This is a genomic window from Amycolatopsis sp. NPDC051102, assembly GCF_040682815.1.
Taxonomy (GTDB): domain Bacteria; phylum Actinomycetota; class Actinomycetes; order Mycobacteriales; family Pseudonocardiaceae; genus Amycolatopsis.
Genome location: NZ_JBFBBT010000024.1, coordinates 20993 through 35631 on the forward strand (window position 1 = coordinate 20993; position 14639 = coordinate 35631).

24 protein-coding genes and 2 pseudogenes are annotated in these 14639 nt (G+C 68.2%); all 26 read right to left on the reverse strand.

Translation table 11 applies throughout. The annotated features are described in order from the left end of the window. Positions 1-99 precede the first annotated feature (99 nt). Positions 100-918, reverse strand: a pseudogene (gene truA, locus AB0M93_RS40625) (tRNA pseudouridine(38-40) synthase TruA); the annotation flags it as partial. 172 nt (positions 919-1090) lie between these two features. Continuing rightward, a pseudogene (gene rplQ / locus AB0M93_RS40630) lies at positions 1091-1540 on the reverse strand (50S ribosomal protein L17); the annotation flags it as partial. A 44-nt stretch (positions 1541-1584) separates the two neighbouring features. Next, positions 1585-2655, reverse strand: coding sequence for a DNA-directed RNA polymerase subunit alpha (locus AB0M93_RS40635; RefSeq protein ID WP_364284779.1), 1071 nt, complete (start codon positions 2653-2655; stop codon positions 1585-1587). A 105-nt stretch (positions 2656-2760) separates the two neighbouring features. Next, positions 2761-3366 carry a 30S ribosomal protein S4 gene (rpsD, locus tag AB0M93_RS40640; RefSeq protein WP_043781959.1) on the reverse strand — a complete coding sequence of 202 codons (606 nt, stop codon included), beginning with the start codon at positions 3364-3366 and terminating at the stop codon, positions 2761-2763. Positions 3367-3389: 23 nt separating this feature from the next. Then, positions 3390-3797, reverse strand: coding sequence for a 30S ribosomal protein S11 (gene rpsK, locus AB0M93_RS40645; RefSeq protein WP_004558885.1), 408 nt, complete (start codon positions 3795-3797; stop codon positions 3390-3392). A gap of 18 nt (positions 3798-3815) precedes the next feature. Next, a complete protein-coding gene (locus AB0M93_RS40650) occupies positions 3816-4001 on the reverse strand; it encodes a hypothetical protein (RefSeq protein ID WP_004558884.1) in 186 nt (61 codons plus the stop codon). Beyond that, on the reverse strand, positions 3998-4378 hold the full coding sequence (gene rpsM / locus AB0M93_RS40655) for a 30S ribosomal protein S13 (protein ID WP_034285908.1): 381 nt from the start codon (positions 4376-4378) through the stop codon (positions 3998-4000). Before rpsM ends, AB0M93_RS40650 begins: the two co-directional genes overlap by 4 nt. A gap of 206 nt (positions 4379-4584) precedes the next feature. Then, positions 4585-4698 carry a 50S ribosomal protein L36 gene (rpmJ, locus tag AB0M93_RS40660; RefSeq protein ID WP_004558882.1) on the reverse strand — a complete coding sequence of 38 codons (114 nt, stop codon included), beginning with the start codon at positions 4696-4698 and terminating at the stop codon, positions 4585-4587. Between the two features lie 37 nt (positions 4699-4735). Then, on the reverse strand, positions 4736-4957 hold the full coding sequence (gene infA, locus AB0M93_RS40665) for a translation initiation factor IF-1 (RefSeq protein ID WP_004558881.1): 222 nt from the start codon (positions 4955-4957) through the stop codon (positions 4736-4738). A 252-nt stretch (positions 4958-5209) separates the two neighbouring features. Further along, positions 5210-5986: a type I methionyl aminopeptidase gene (gene map / locus AB0M93_RS40670; protein ID WP_364284781.1), complete on the reverse strand. Its 777-nt coding sequence runs from the start codon at positions 5984-5986 to the stop codon at positions 5210-5212. A gap of 44 nt (positions 5987-6030) precedes the next feature. Beyond that, positions 6031-6585, reverse strand: coding sequence for an adenylate kinase (locus AB0M93_RS40675; RefSeq protein WP_364284783.1), 555 nt, complete (start codon positions 6583-6585; stop codon positions 6031-6033). Beyond that, positions 6582-7889 (reverse strand): preprotein translocase subunit SecY, encoded by a 1308-nt coding sequence (gene secY, locus AB0M93_RS40680; protein ID WP_004558878.1) that lies wholly within the window; start codon positions 7887-7889, stop codon positions 6582-6584. Before secY ends, AB0M93_RS40675 begins: the two co-directional genes overlap by 4 nt. A gap of 338 nt (positions 7890-8227) precedes the next feature. Then, positions 8228-8776: a hypothetical protein gene (locus AB0M93_RS40685; protein ID WP_364284785.1), complete on the reverse strand. Its 549-nt coding sequence runs from the start codon at positions 8774-8776 to the stop codon at positions 8228-8230. A 634-nt stretch (positions 8777-9410) separates the two neighbouring features. Beyond that, positions 9411-9857 carry a 50S ribosomal protein L15 gene (gene rplO / locus AB0M93_RS40690; RefSeq protein WP_086842934.1) on the reverse strand — a complete coding sequence of 149 codons (447 nt, stop codon included), beginning with the start codon at positions 9855-9857 and terminating at the stop codon, positions 9411-9413. Next, a complete protein-coding gene (rpmD, locus tag AB0M93_RS40695; protein ID WP_155548877.1) occupies positions 9854-10039 on the reverse strand; it encodes a 50S ribosomal protein L30 in 186 nt (61 codons plus the stop codon). Before rpmD ends, rplO begins: the two co-directional genes overlap by 4 nt. Before the next feature lies 1 nt (position 10040). Continuing rightward, the gene (gene rpsE / locus AB0M93_RS40700; protein ID WP_013222614.1) at positions 10041-10688 is read right to left on the reverse strand and encodes a 30S ribosomal protein S5; all 648 of its coding nucleotides are present in this window, start codon (positions 10686-10688) and stop codon (positions 10041-10043) included. A 34-nt stretch (positions 10689-10722) separates the two neighbouring features. Then, positions 10723-11121, reverse strand: a complete 399-nt coding sequence (rplR, locus tag AB0M93_RS40705; protein ID WP_167441519.1) for a 50S ribosomal protein L18 — start codon at positions 11119-11121, stop codon at positions 10723-10725. Between the two features lie 2 nt (positions 11122-11123). Beyond that, positions 11124-11663 carry a 50S ribosomal protein L6 gene (rplF, locus tag AB0M93_RS40710; protein WP_013222612.1) on the reverse strand — a complete coding sequence of 180 codons (540 nt, stop codon included), beginning with the start codon at positions 11661-11663 and terminating at the stop codon, positions 11124-11126. 16 nt (positions 11664-11679) lie between these two features. After that, positions 11680-12078 (reverse strand): 30S ribosomal protein S8, encoded by a 399-nt coding sequence (gene rpsH / locus AB0M93_RS40715; protein ID WP_004558871.1) that lies wholly within the window; start codon positions 12076-12078, stop codon positions 11680-11682. Positions 12079-12163: 85 nt separating this feature from the next. Continuing rightward, entirely contained in the window at positions 12164-12349 is a 186-nt protein-coding gene (locus tag AB0M93_RS40720) for a type Z 30S ribosomal protein S14 (RefSeq protein WP_285988108.1), read from the reverse strand. A gap of 4 nt (positions 12350-12353) precedes the next feature. Beyond that, positions 12354-12917, reverse strand: coding sequence for a 50S ribosomal protein L5 (gene rplE / locus AB0M93_RS40725; protein WP_020643209.1), 564 nt, complete (start codon positions 12915-12917; stop codon positions 12354-12356). Continuing rightward, entirely contained in the window at positions 12917-13231 is a 315-nt protein-coding gene (gene rplX, locus AB0M93_RS40730; protein WP_013222610.1) for a 50S ribosomal protein L24, read from the reverse strand. Before rplX ends, rplE begins: the two co-directional genes overlap by 1 nt. Continuing rightward, positions 13231-13599, reverse strand: coding sequence for a 50S ribosomal protein L14 (gene rplN / locus AB0M93_RS40735; RefSeq protein WP_004558867.1), 369 nt, complete (start codon positions 13597-13599; stop codon positions 13231-13233). Before rplN ends, rplX begins: the two co-directional genes overlap by 1 nt. A gap of 94 nt (positions 13600-13693) precedes the next feature. Further along, on the reverse strand, positions 13694-13972 hold the full coding sequence (rpsQ, locus tag AB0M93_RS40740) for a 30S ribosomal protein S17 (RefSeq protein WP_013222609.1): 279 nt from the start codon (positions 13970-13972) through the stop codon (positions 13694-13696). Then, positions 13969-14217, reverse strand: a complete 249-nt coding sequence (gene rpmC, locus AB0M93_RS40745; RefSeq protein WP_013222608.1) for a 50S ribosomal protein L29 — start codon at positions 14215-14217, stop codon at positions 13969-13971. The genes rpsQ and rpmC overlap by 4 nt, the downstream gene beginning before the upstream one ends. After that, positions 14217-14636 carry a 50S ribosomal protein L16 gene (gene rplP / locus AB0M93_RS40750; protein WP_004558864.1) on the reverse strand — a complete coding sequence of 140 codons (420 nt, stop codon included), beginning with the start codon at positions 14634-14636 and terminating at the stop codon, positions 14217-14219. Before rplP ends, rpmC begins: the two co-directional genes overlap by 1 nt. Between the last annotated feature and the right edge of the window lie 3 nt (positions 14637-14639).

Consider the following 14639-nt stretch of genomic DNA (forward strand, 5'->3'; position numbering starts at 1 on the left):
CCCGCGCGGGGGGGCCCCCCCCGGCGCGGCCCGCCCCCCTCGCCGGGGGGGGGGGGGGGGCTTCCCCCCGCCCACCCCCCCCCCCCCCCACGACGGGGTGGTGCGGACGTTGCGGGTCTGGGCGGCCCGGGCCGCGAGTTCGGCGTCGGGCGGGTAGTCGACGGCGGTGAGCGTCAGGCCGTGGGCCGGGGCGACCGCGCTGTCGCGGATACCGCTCTCCAGTACCTTCGCCGGCCACGCGTCGGTGCGGCGGCCGTCGCCGACCAGCAGCAGCACGCCCACCAGGCTGCGGACCATCGAGTGGCAGAACGCGTCCGCCGAGACCTCGACCTCCAGCAGGTGCTCGTCGATCCGCGTCCACGCCAGGCGCTGCAGCTCGCGGATCGTCGTGCCCGTCTCGCGCTGCTTGCAGTACGCCGCGAAGTCGTGCAGGCCCAGCAACTCCGCCGCCGCGGCGTTCATCGCGTCCGTCGACAGTGGACGGTTCCAGGCCAGGGTGTCGTGGCGGCGCAACGGGTCCACGCCCCAGGGTGCGTCGGAGACGCGGTAGCGGTAGTGACGGCGGATCGCCGAGAACCGCGCGTCGAACCCCTCGGGCGCGACCCGGGCGCCCAGCACCCGGACGTCGCCCGGCAGGAGGCGGTTCCAGCGGCCCGTCATGCGCGTCAGGTCCGGGATGCCCTCAGGGGACACGGGAATGCGGCCGGACGGCTCGGCATGCGGCACCACGTCGACGTGCACCACCTGGCCGGTCGCGTGCACACCGGCGTCCGTGCGGCCCGCCACGACCACGGACTTGGGCACCGAGGCCCCGGGCGGCTGCCGCTGCAGCGCCTCCTCCAGGAGCCCCTGGACCGTGCGGCGGCCCGGCTGGCGGGCCCAGCCCGAGAAGTCCGTGCCGTCGTAGGAGACGTCCAGGCGCAGACGAACGAGCCCGCCCTCCCCAGGGGGAGTGGCGGGCTCGTCCGGTGTCGAAGCGGCCGTCAGGACGTCAGTCCTTCTTGGCGTCCGCGTCCGCGTCGTCCGAGGCCGGAGCCTCGGTCTCGGCGGCCGCGGTGTCCTCGGCCGGAGTCTCCTCGGCGGCGGGCGCCTCGGTGGTCTCCTCGGCAGCAGCCGGAGCGGCGGCCTTCTCGTCCTTCGCGAACTTCGTCTTCCGAGCGCGCTCGGCTTCCGAAGTCACCGTCTTCTCGGACACCAGCTCGATGACGGCCATGGCGGCGTTGTCGCCCTTGCGCGCCATCGTCTTGGTGATCCGGGTGTAGCCGCCCGGACGCTCCGCGAAGTGCGGACCGATCTCGGCGAACAGCTTGTGCACGACGTCCTTGTCACGGACGACCTTCTGCACCTGACGGCGGTTGTGCAGGTCGCCCCGCTTCGCCTTCGTGATCAGCTTCTCGGCCAGCGGGCGGACCCGGCGGGCCTTCGCCTCGGTGGTCGTGATCTTGCCGTGCTCGAACAGCTGCGTGGCCAAGTTGGCCAGGATCAGCCGCTCGTGCGCGGACGACCCGCCGAGCCGGGCTCCCTTGGTAGGGGTGGGCATTGGTTCTCCTACTAGTTCAGCTCGCAGCGTCCAGGCACAGAGCCCTAGAGCTGCTCGGTCTCTGCGTAGTCCTGGCCATCGTCGTGGCCGTCCGAAATCCCGTCGGCGATGCCACCGACACCCTCCGACCAGCCTTCACCGTCGTAGCTGGCGGCCGCCGCGGTCGGGTCGAACCCGGGCGGGCTGTCCTTCAGCGCGAGGCCGAGACCGACGAGCTTCAGCTTGACCTCGTCGATCGACTTGGCGCCGAAGTTGCGGATGTCGAGCAGGTCCGCCTCGCTGCGCGAGACGAGCTCGCCCACCGTGTGGATGCCCTCGCGCTTGAGGCAGTTGTACGACCGGACGGTGAGGTCCAGGTCCTCGATCGGCATCGCGTAGGCGGCGATGGTGTCCGCCTCCTGCGGCGACGGGCCGATCTCGATGCCCTCGGCGTCGACGTTCAGCTCGCGGGCGAGACCGAACAGCTCCACCAGCGTCTTGCCGGCCGACGCGACCGCGTCGCGCGGCGTGATCGACGGCTTGGTCTCGACGTCCAGGATCAGCTTGTCGAAGTCGGTGCGCTGCTCGACACGGGTGGCCTCGACCTTGTAGGTCACCTTGAGCACCGGCGAGTAGATCGAATCGACCGGGATCCGGCCGATCTCCGCGCCCGCCTGCTTGTTCTGCAGGGCCGGAACGTAACCGCGGCCGCGCTCGACGACGAGCTCGATCTCGAGCTTGCCCTTGCCGTTCAGCGACGCGATGTGCAGATCCGGGTTGTGCACGGTGACACCCGCCGGCGGCACGATGTCGGCCGCCGTGACCTCACCCGGGCCCTGCTTGCGCAGGTACATGGTGACCGGCTCGTCCTCTTCCGAGGACACCACGAGCTCCTTGAGGTTCAGGATGATGTCGGTGACGTCTTCCTTCACCCCGGGAACGGTGGTGAACTCGTGCAGCACGCCGTCGATGCGGATGCTCGTCACGGCCGCGCCCGGGATGGACGACAGCAGCGTACGACGCAGCGAGTTGCCGAGCGTGTAGCCGAAGCCGGGCTCCAGCGGTTCGATGGTGAACCGGCAGCGGGTCTCGTTGACCGTCTCTTCGCCGAGAGCCGGCCGCTGGGAAATCAGCATTCCTTGTTTTCCTTTCCAGACGACGCCCGCCATATGACGTCGAAGGGATGGCGTAGGCGGCGGCGCACCTGTTGCGCCGCCGCCCGTACTCCAGCCGGGGCCGGACTACTTCGAGTAGAGCTCGACGATCAGCTGTTCCTGAACCGGAACGTCGATCTGCGCACGCTCCGGGAGCTGGTGGACCAGCACGCGGAGGTTGGACTGGACGACCTGCAGCCACGCCGGGATCGGGCGGTCGCCGAAGGACTCCTTCGCCGCCACGAACGGCAGCATGCCCATGGACTTCGGCCGCACGTCGATGATGTCCCACTTGGTGACCTGGAACGACGGGACGTTCACCTTCTGGCCGTTGACCAGGAAGTGGCCGTGGCTCACCAGCTGCCGCGCCTGACGGCGGGTGCGGGCGATGCCGGCGCGGTAGATCACGTTGTCCAGGCGGGACTCGAGGATCTGCAGCAGGTTCTCACCGGTCTTGCCGGGACGCCGGACGGCTTCCTTGTAGTACCGGACGAACTGACGCTCGAGAACGCCGTAGGTGTAGCGAGCCTTCTGCTTCTCCTGCGACTGCAGGAGGTACTCGGACTCCTTGATGCGCCCGCGGCCGTGCTGGCCCGGCGGGTAGGGGCGACGCTCGAAAGCCTGGTCGCCGCCGATGAGGTCAACCTTGAGGCGACGCGAAATACGCGTCGCGGGGCCGGTGTAACGAGCCATTTCTTCTTACTCCTCCCCGTTCCTCAGACCCGGCGCCGCTTGGGCGGGCGGCAGCCGTTGTGAGGCTGCGGGGTCACGTCCTGGATGGTGCCGACCTCGAGGCCGGCCGCCTGCAGCGAGCGGATCGCCGTCTCGCGGCCCGAACCCGGGCCCTTCACGAAGACGTCGACCTTCTTCATGCCGTGCTCGGCGGCCTTGCGGGCAGCGTTCTCAGCAGCCATCTGCGCGGCGAACGGGGTGGACTTGCGCGAGCCCTTGAAGCCCACGTGACCACTCGACGCCCACGCGATCACGGCACCGGTCGGGTCCGTGATCGAGACGATGGTGTTGTTGAAGGTGCTCTTGATGTGCGCGTGACCGTGCGCGACATTCTTCTTTTCCTTGCGGCGGACCTTCTTGGCCCCGGCCGCAGTACGAGACTTCGGTGGCATGTTGTGAGGGATCTCCTGTTAGCGCGCGTTCTCTTGGTGAGCGGCGACCGCTTCGGCCTGGCCGCGCCGGATGATCGAACCGGCGTCGGTGTACAGGTTGCGGAGCGCCATCGGGCGGGCGTAGAGCGCCTTGGGCGAGACACAAGCCGAGCCGCGGCGGTGAACGCCACCCATCTGCACGACCTTCTTGCCCTGGACGCTCACTTCTTGCCAGCCTTCTTCTTGCCGGCGACCGTCTTCTTCGGACCCTTGCGGGTACGGGCGTTGGTCTTCGTGCGCTGCCCACGGACGGGAAGTCCGCGGCGCCAGCGAAGGCCCTCGTAGCACCCGATCTCGATCTTCCGACGGATGTCGGCGTTCACCTCACGGCGAAGGTCACCCTCGACCTTGAAGTTCTCTTCGATGTACACACGCAGCTTCGCGAGGTCGTCATCGCTGAGGTCCTTGACGCGGGTGTCCGCGTTGAGCTCGGCAGCCTTGATGAGCTGCTTCGAGCGGGTACGGCCGATGCCGTAGATGTAGGTAAGCGCGATCTCCAACCGCTTTTCGCGGGGGAGGTCTACGCCAGCGAGTCGTGCCATTGGCGTTGATGCTCCTTCTTCGGTTTCATCTTCAGGTCTGCTCCCCGTCCGGTTCCGGGACCGACTCGCCTGTCGTGCCCTCGGCTTGCGCTTCGGGTGTCCCGGCCCCGGCCTGAAGCCCGGGGGTGAACCGGTTCACTCGCGTGAACCGGCAGGTGCGGGGAGGTTGTGTAGCCGTCAAGCCACTCTGGTCGAGTGCTGGGTGATCAGCCCTGCCGCTGCTTGTGCCGCAGGTTTTCGCAGATCACCATGATCCGGCCGTGACGGCGGATCACCTTGCACTTGTCGCAGATCTTCTTGACGCTCGGCTGGACCTTCACGTCTTCTGCTCTCCTGCTGTTGAGCTGCTCTTCGTGATCACTTGTAGCGGTAGACGATGCGACCACGAGAGAGGTCGTAGGGCGACAGCTCCACGACAACCCTGTCCTCCGGCAGGATGCGGATGTAGTGCTGCCGCATCTTGCCGCTGATGTGTGCCAGGACCTTGTGACCGTTCTCCAACTCGACGCGGAACATCGCGTTGGGGAGCGGCTCGACTACGCGGCCTTCGACCTCGATGGCCCCGTCTTTCTTCGCCATGTCCTCCGCATTTCCTGTCGCATGTCACTACACTCTGTGACCAACCGGAGCACTAGTGCCGGGGTTGGGCGGTACGTCGGCACACCAGTGCCCGAGTCCCAGTAGACCGTGAATTCACGAGCGCGCAGGATCCGGGCGCGATAAGTGCGCCGACTTGACAGTGTACGCAACACGTGTCGCGACCCCCAAACCGGGGGTGACCATGGTAAGAGATCACCGCGTTGACGAGCCGCCAACGCGCGAATGCGCAGGTCAGACGTCTTCCGGAGCGGTGAGCACCCAGGGGCCGTCTTCGGTGATCGCGACGGTGTGCTCCCAGTGGGCCGCGCGGGAGCCGTCGGCCGTGACGACCGTCCAGCCGTCGTCCAGCTCGCGGGTCTCGCCGCCGCCGCCGGTCAGCATCGGCTCGATCGCCAGGGCCATGCCCGGCTTGAGCCGCGGGCCCTTGCCCGGCTTGCCGACGTTCGGCAGGAACGGGTCCATGTGCATCTGGCGGCCGATGCCGTGGCCGCCGTACTCGACGATCATCCCGTACTCGATGCCGTCGTCACGGCCCGCGCGCTCGGCGGCGGACTGGACGGCGAAGGAGATGTCGGTCAGCCGGCCACCGGGGGTGACGGCCTCGATCCCCGCCCACATCGCCGCCTCGGTCGCCGCGGACAGCGCCAGGTCGGCGTCGGCGACCTGGCCGATGGCCAGCGTGACGGCGGAGTCGCCGTGCCAGCCGTCGAGGATCGCGCCGCAGTCGACGGAGATGATGTCGCCGTCGGCCAGCACCTGGCTCTTCGCCGGGATGCCGTGGACGATCTGCTCGTTCACCGACGCGCAGATGGACGCCGGGAAGCCGTGGTAGCCCTTGAACGACGGCACCGCGCCGGCGTCCCGGATCGTCTGCTCGGCCAGCTCGTCGAGCTCGGCGGTGCTGACACCCGGCTTCGCCGCGGCGCGGACCGCCGCGAGCGTGCGGGCGACGACCAGGCCGGCCGCCCGCATCGCCTGCAGCTCGTCCGGGGTCTTGACCTCGATCATGCGCCCGCGCCGGAGCACTTGCAGAACACGCAGTCCTCCGAGGTTCACGTGCGGTCGCGCAGGGCGGCCAGGACCCGCCCGGAGATCTCTTCGACGCTGCCGACGCCGTCGACGGTCACCAGGATGTCGGCGTAGTACTCGAGCAGCGGCGCGGTGTCCGAGACGTAGATCTGCTGACGGCGGCGGATGACCTCTTCGGTGTCGTCCGCCCGGCCGCGCGACATGAGCCGCCCGACGACGACGTCCTCCGGAACCTGCAGCTGGATCACCGCGTCGAGCGAAACGTCCGCGTCGCCCAGGATCTCGCCGAGAACCTCGGCCTGCTTCGTGTTGCGGGGGAAGCCGTCGAGCAGGAAGCCGACCTTGGCGTCCGGCTCGGCCAGCCGCTCGCGGACCATTTCGTTGGTCACCGAGTCGGGCACGAGCTCGCCCGAGTCCAGGTAACGCTTCGCCTCCTGGCCGAGCGGGGTCTCCTGGCCGACGTGGGCGCGGAACAGGTCACCCGTGGAGATGTGCGGGACGCGCAGCTGCTCCGACAGGGCCACCGCCTGCGTACCCTTGCCCGCGCCGGGCGGACCCACGAGAACCAGACGCGTCACTTCAAGAACCCTTCGTAGTTGCGCTGCATCAGCTGGCTTTCGATCTGCTTCACGGTGTCGAGGCCGACACCGACCATGATCAGCACAGCCGTGCCACCGAACGGGAAGTTCTGGTTGTTCCCGCTACCGGTCACCGACAGGAAGAAGTTCGGAAGGATCGCGATGATGCCCAGGTACAGCGAACCCGGCAGGGTGATCCGGCCGAGCACGAAGCTCAGGTACTCAGCCGTCGGGCGGCCCGGGCGGATGCCGGGGATGAACCCGCCGAACTTCTTCATCTCTTCCGCACGCTCGTCCACGTTGAACGTGATCGTGATGTAGAAGTACGTGAAGAAGATGATCAGGCCGAAGTACAGCGCGATGTGCACCCAGCTGGACTGGTTCACGATGTAGTTCTTGATGAAGACCTGCCAGCCGGAGTTGCTGTTCTGGTCGCCGACGAGGCGGCTGATCAGGTCCGGCAGGTACAGCAGGGACGACGCGAAGATGACCGGGATGACACCGGCCTGGTTGACCTTGATCGGCAGGTAGGTCGACGTGCCGCCGTACATCCGGCGGCCGATCATGCGCTTGGCGTACTGCACCGGGATCCGGCGCTGCCCCTGCTCGACGAAGATGACGCTGGCGATGATCACCAGGCCGAAGACGCAGACGATCGCCAGGCCGAGCCCACCCGCGTTGCTGAGGATGTTGCCGCCCTCGACCGGGATGCGGGCCGCGATGTTCAGGAAGATCAGGACGGACATGCCGTTGCCGACGCCGCGCTCGGTGATCAGCTCGCCCAGCCACATCATGACGGCGGTGCCCGCCGTCATCGTGATGACGATGATGGCCAGCGAGTAGACGCTGTTGTCCGGGATGATCGGCGACTGGCAGTCGGGGAAGAGCTGCTTGCGGTCCGCGAGCGCGACCACGCCGGTGGCCTGCAGGATCGCCAGCGCGACCGTCAGGTACCGGGTGTACTGGGTCAGCTTGCCCTGGCCGGACTGCCCTTCCTTCTTCAGCTCCTCGAACCGCGGGATGACCACGGTGAGCAGCTGGATGATGATGCTCGCCGTGATGTACGGCATGATGCCGGTCGAGAAGAGCGACAGCTGCAGCAGCGCACCACCGCTGAACAGGTTCAGCAGCTGGTAGACGCCCTCCTGCTGCGCCTGTGAGCTACAAGCCTGTACGGCACCGTATGAGATGCCGGGCGCCGGAATGGTCGCACCGATTCGGTAAACCGCGACGATGGCTAGCGTGAACAGGATCTTCTTGCGTAGATCCGGCGTCGCGAGAGCCGAGCGGAAGGCGCTGAGCACGCGGGGGACCTCCTCGGCGTCGTCGGCTGTCCTAACCGACGATCGGCTTGGCCGGCACGGTGGCCGGCAGGAACACACAGCACTACTGGCACGCAAGCCAGGAACGCTTCGGGGCACACTCGTCCCGAAGCGTGTCGCCGACTCTAACAGCTTCACAGGGCGTGTCCGCAGTCCGTGTGCGTTTTCCGTACCAAGGTTGCTCCGGCGGGTTGATCCACATCGCCGTCTTGGCCGTATTGCTTGACAGATGTGGATCACACGTCCCCCGCGCTCCGCCCCGGAAATGCGCCCTGAACTGCGGGACGGCTCATGCCCGCTGTTCGCCCCCGGCGTAACGCTCAGGGGCGTCCGCCGGCCGGGTGGCCGGGTTCGTCCGGCGGCAGGACGGTGATGGCGACGCCGGAGGGCGGGGTCGGGGTGTCGGCGTAGGCGACGGCCGGATCGGCCCAGCCGGGCCGCCGGTGCGGCAGGCCGGTCAGCACCGCGGCGGCAGCCGCGGTGACGGTCCCGCCGATCAGCAGCCACATGCCGGGCGCAAGGGCGACGTCGAGGCTCTCGCCGCGGGCGGAGACGGACCACCCGATGCCGTCCATGCCGACGGTGGCGACCACCCCGGCGGCGAAGACGGCACCGGCGGCGACCAGCCACCGGCCTGGCCCCGGCCGCACGAAGGTGATGAGCGCCCCGGCGACCAGCACGGCGACGGCGACGAGCAGCGGAACGCCGACCGGCGAGCCCTGCTGGTCGACGACCTCCTGGCCGGGGACTTCGAAGGAGCTGCCCCAGGCGGTCTCGGTGACGGTCATCTGGGCTTCGAGGAACCGCTGGACGGCCCCGAGGCTCTGCCGGATCCGGAACAGCGGCAGGAAGGCCCCGAGGGCGGTCATCAGGGCGGCGACGAGAGCGAGAATGGGCGGCAGGAACCGCAGGGCGGGGTTCGGGGACTCGGACGCCGGAGCGGCGGTTTGCGGCGGCTCAGGGGCTGGTGGAGGCGTCGTGGGGGCGCCTGGCAGCTGCGCGACGGGGTATGGGAGCGGCGCTGCGGGGTGGAGAGGCTGGGGTGGCGGGCCGGGCTGCGGAACCGCGCCTGGGAAGGGCGCCTGTGCCCCGCCGCCCGGCTCGGGGCCGGCAGGCCGAGGGGCTTCGACGGGGAACACCAGCGACTCCCCAGGCGGCGGGCCGGCGAAAGGCTCTGAAGCTTCCGGCGTCGCAGGCAGCGCGGCCTCCACCGGGAAAACGAGCGGCTCCTCCCCCGGCGGCGGGCCGGCCAGGGGAACTCCCGCGCCCGGCTCCGGGCCCGACGGCCGCGGGGCCTCGACGGGGAAGCTCAGCGGCGACTCCGCGGCATCGGACGGCGAGGCCGCCGGCTCGGGCGGGTCCTGCGGCGATCTGTCCACCTTGTGATCCTCCGTCGGGTTGCCCCGTGGCGGCAAGGCATCTGCCCGGCCGGACCGGACAACCGCGCAAACGACGGAAGGCCCGCCTGGCTGGACCAGGCGGGCCTTCCGGTTACTGCGAACTTCAGTTGGTGGTGGCGGAGCCACCGGCCGCTTCGAGCTTCTCCTTGGCGGAACCGGAGAACGCGTCGGCGGTGACGTTCAGCTTGACGCCGTTCACGTCGCCGTTGCCGAGGACCTTCACCAGCTTGCCCTTGCGGACCAGACCGCCCTTGACCAGCTCGTCGGCGCCGATGGTGCCGCCGTCCGGGAAGACGCGGGCGATGTCGCCCACGTTCACCGGCTGGTACTCGGTGCGGAAGCGGTTCTTGAAGCCGCGGAGCTTCGGGAGCCGCATCTGGATGGGCATCTGCCCACCCTCGAACCGGGCCGGCACGTTCTTCCGGGCCTTGGTGCCCTTCGTACCGCGACCGGCCGTCTTGCCCTTCGAGCCCTCACCACGGCCCACGCGGATCTTGTCGCGCTTGGCGCCCGGAGCCGGACGCAGGTGGTGGATCTTGATGGCCGTCATGCCTTGACCTCCTCGACCTCCACCAGGTGGCGGACGGTGTGGATCAGGCCGCGCACCTGGGGGGTGTCTTCACGCACGACGCTCTGGCGGATCTTGCGCAGCCCGAGGGTGCGCAGCGATTCGCGGTGAGCGTGCTTCGTGCCGATCTTGCTCTTGACCTGGGTGACCTTGAGCTCAGCCATGTCAGACTCCCTGGCCGGCACGCTGGCGCAGCATCCGGGCCGGAGCGACGTCCTCGAGCGGCAGGCCACGGCGGGCCGCCACCTCTTCGGGACGCTGCAGACCCTTCAGGGCCGCCACGGTCGCGTGCACGATGTTGATCGCGTTGTCGGAGCCGAGCGACTTCGACAGCACGTCGTGGACACCCGCGCACTCCAGCACGGCGCGCACCGGGCCACCGGCGATGACGCCGGTACCGGCGGAAGCCGGGCGGAGCAGGACGACACCAGCGGCTTCCTCACCCGTGATCGGGTGGGGAATGGTGCCGCCGACGCGCGGAACGCGGAAGAAGTTCTTCTTCGCTTCCTCGACGCCCTTGGCGATGGCCGCGGGAACTTCCTTGGCCTTGCCGTAGCCGACGCCGACCTGACCGTCGCCGTCACCGACGACCACCAGGGCGGTGAAGCTGAAGCGACGACCACCCTTGACGACCTTGGCGACGCGGTTGATCGTCACGACCTTCTCGAGGTGCGGGGTCTTGTCCTGGCCGGCCCCGCCACGGCCGCTGTCGCGCCGGTCCCGGCCGCCACCGCGACGTTCATTGCGGTCGTTGCCGCCCTGCCCGCCGGGTCCGCCCTGTCCGCCGCCGAATTGCCGTGTACGTCCCGGCATCAGGCTTTCCTTCCGTTAACAAGCTTCTGCATCGTCAGAACTCCAACCCCGCCTCACGGGCGGCGTCGGCGAGCGCGGCGATGCGGCCGTGGTAGGCGTTGCCCCCACGGTCGAACACCACAGCCGAGATCCCGGCGTTCTTGGCCCGCGCGGCGACGAGTTCCCCGACCTTGGCGGCCTTGGCCTTCTTGTCGCCGTCGACCGCCCGGACGTCCGCCTCGAGGGTGGACGCCGACACCAGCGTGTGGCCGGCGAGGTCGTCGATCACCTGCACGGCGATGTGCCGCGAGGACCGCTTGACGACCAGGCGCGGACGCTGGTCGGTGCCCGAGACCTTCTTGCGGAGCCGGAAGTGCCGACGGGCCTTCGCGACGCGGCGGCGGGTCGAGATGTCCTTGCCCACCGGCTTGCGCTTCGTAGTCGTGTCGCTCATGATCACTTACCCGTCTTTCCGACCTTGCGGCGGATCTTCTCACCCTCGTAGCGCAGGCCCTTGCCCTTGTACGGGTCCGGGCGCCGCAGCTTGCGGATGACGGCCGAGATCTGGCCGACCTTCTGCTTGTCGATGCCCGAGACCGAGAACCGGGTGGGGGTCTCCACCTTGAAGGTGATGCCCTCCGGGGCCTCGATCTTGACCGGGTGCGAGTAGCCGAGGGCGAACTCGAGGTCCGAGCCCTTGGCCTGCACGCGGTAACCCACGCCGTGGATTTCCATCTTCTTCTCGTAGCCGGCGGTGACGCCGACGACGAGGTTGTTCACCAGCGTACGGGTGAGACCGTGCAGCGCCTTGCTGGTGCGCTCGTCATCCGGGCGCTTGACCAGCAGCGTGCCGTCCTCGTCGCGCTCGACGGTGATCGGCTCGGCGACGGTGTGCTCCAGGGTGCCCTTGGGCCCCTTGACCTTGATCTGCTGACCGTCGATGGTCACCTCGACCCCGGAAGGGACGGCGACCGGCAGCTTTCCGATGCGTGACATGCCTGTACCCCTTCCCTTACCAGACGTAGGCGAGGACTTCGCCGCCCACGCTGTTGCGCTTGGCCTGCCGGTCGGTCTGCAGACCGCCGGACGTCGAAATGATCGCGATGCCCAGCCCGCCGAGCACGGACGGCAGCTCGGTCGATTTTGCGTAGACCCGCAGACCAGGCTTGGAGACGCGCCGCAGGCCGGCGATGCTCCGCTCACGGTTGGGGCCGTACTTGAGCTCGACGACGAGGTTCTTGTGCTTCTCGCCCGGCTCGTCGTGGTAACCCGCGATGTACCCCTCACGCTTGAGGATCTCGGCGATGTTCGCCTTGAGCTTCGAGTGCGGGAGCTTGACCTCGTCGTGGTACGCCGAGTTCGCGTTACGCAGACGCGTCAAGAAGTCTGCGATGGGGTCGGTCATCGTCATGGTGACCTGTCAACCTTTCTCGCCTGGTTCCCCGCCCGCCGGAGCGGGCGGGGCCTGTGGCGAATCTGGAGTTAAAAAGAAGCTCTTACCAGCTGGACTTGCGGACGCCGGGCAGCTCGCCCGCGTGCGCCATCTCGCGAAGGCAGATCCGGCAGAGCCCGAACTTGCGGAACACGGCGTGCGGACGGCCGCACCGCTGGCAGCGGGTGTAGGCGCGCACGGCGAACTTCGGCTTCTTCGAGGCCTTGTGGACCAGGGCTTTCTTGGCCATGGGCTCAGTTCTCCTTGAACGGGAAGCCGAGCTTGCGCAGCAGCGCCCGGCCCTCGTCGTCGTTCGTGGCGGTCGTGACGACGGTGACGTCCATGCCGCGCGGGCGGTCGATGGAGTCGGGGTCGATCTCGTGGAACATCGACTGCTCGTTGAGACCGAACGTGTAGTTGCCGTGGCCGTCGAACTGCTTCGGCGAAAGCCCGCGGAAGTCGCGGATACGCGGCAGCGCGATGGTCAGCAGCCGGTCGAGGAACTCCCACATCCGGTCGCCGCGCAGCGTGACGCGCGCGCCGATCGGCTGACCCTCGCGCAGCTTGAACTGCGCGATGGACTTGCGGGCCTTCCGGACCTCGGGCTTCTGGCCCGTGATCAGGGCGAGGTCCTTGACCGCGCCCTCGATCAGCTTGCTGTCGCGGGCGGCGTCACCGACGCCCATGTTCACGACGACCTTCGTCACGCCCGGGATCTGGTGGACGTTGCCGAAGGAGAACTCAGCCTGCAGCTGGCCCTTGATTTCCTCGCGGTACCGCACCTTGAGGCGCGGAGAGGTCTTCTCTGCGGTGGTCATCAGATGTCCTTACCGTTCCGGCGCGAGATCCGGACCTTCTTGCCGTCCTCGCCGATGCGGTAACCCACCCGGGCCGGCTTGCCGTCCGAGTCGACGACCATCACGTTCGAGACGTGGATGGGCGCCTCCTGCGTGACGATGCCGCCGGACTGCGCACCGCGCTGGGTCTGGCTGATCCGCGTGTGCTTCTTGATCCGGTTCACGCCTTCGACCAGCACGCGCTCGCGCTCCGGGTAAGCCTGGATGACCTTGCCCTTGGCGCCCTTGTCCTTGCCGGCGATGACGACGACCGTGTCGCCCTTCTTCACCTTCATCACAGCACCTCCGGCGCGAGCGAAATGATCTTCATGAACTTTCGGTCGCGCAGCTCGCGGCCCACCGGACCGAAGATGCGGGTGCCGCGGGGCTCGTTGTCGTTCTTGATGAGCACGGCGGCGTTCTCGTCGAACCGGATGTAGGAACCGTCCGGACGACGGCGCTCCTTGACCGTGCGGACGATGACGGCCTTGACGACGTCGCCCTTCTTCACCCCGGCAGCCGGGATGGCGTCCTTCACGGTGGCGACGATGATGTCGCCGATGCCGGCGTAGCGCCGCCCGGAGCCACCGAGAACGCGGATGCAGAGGATTTCCTTCGCACCCGTGTTGTCGGCTACCCGAAGCCGCGACTCCTGCTGGATCACGTCAACTCCTGTATGTCGCGCCGGTTCTCGCCCGCTTGTGAGGTTTCACAGTGGCGAGCCTTGCGGAACTAAAGACTCTCGATGAGAGCCCTGCTTACTTGGCCTTCTCCACGATCTGCACCAGGCGCCAGCGCTTCGTCGCCGACAGCGGGCGGGTCTCCATCAGGGTGACCCGGTCGCCCACGCCCGCCTCGTTGTTCTCGTCGTGCACCTTCACCTTGGTGGTGGAGCGGACGACCTTCGAGTAACGGGGGTGCTTCTTGCGGTCCTCGAGCTCGACCACGATCGTCTTGTTCATCTTGTCCGAGACGACGTAGCCCTCGCGGACCTTGCGGTCGTTCCGGGCCGGCGTCTCGGTGGTGGGCTCGCTCATGCGGCACCTTCACTCTCGGCGTCGGGGGCCACGGACAGGCCGAGTTCGCGCTCGCGCATGACCGTGTAGATCCGCGCGATGTCCGTGCGGACGGTGCGCAGACGGCGGTTGTTGTCGAGCTGCCCGGTCGCCATCTGGAAGCGGAGGTTGAACAGCTCCTCCTTGTATTCCTTCAGACGCAGGACGAGCTCTTCCGCGGTGAGCTCACGCAGCTCCGATGCCTGTGCGGCACCTGCGTTAGCCATCAGAACTCACCACCTTCACGGGTCACGATGCGGCACTTCATGGGCAGCTTGTGGATCGCGCGGCGCAGCGCCTCGCGAGCCGTCTCCTCGTTCGGGAACGAGATCTCGAACATCACGCGACCCGGCTTCACGTTGGCGATCCACCACTCGGGCGAACCCTTACCGGAACCCATCCGGGTCTCGGCCGGCTTCTTGGTCAGCGGGCGGTCCGGGTAGATGGTCGTCCACACCTTGCCACCACGCTTGATGTGACGGGTCATGGCGATACGAGCGGACTCGATCTGCCGGTTCGTCACGTAGCTGTGCTCAAGCGCCTGGATGCCGTACTCGCCGAAGCTGACCTTCGTGCCACCCTTGGCGGCGCCGTGGCGCTTCGGGGAGTGCTGCTTCCGGTGCTTGACCCTGCGCGGGATGAGCACGTC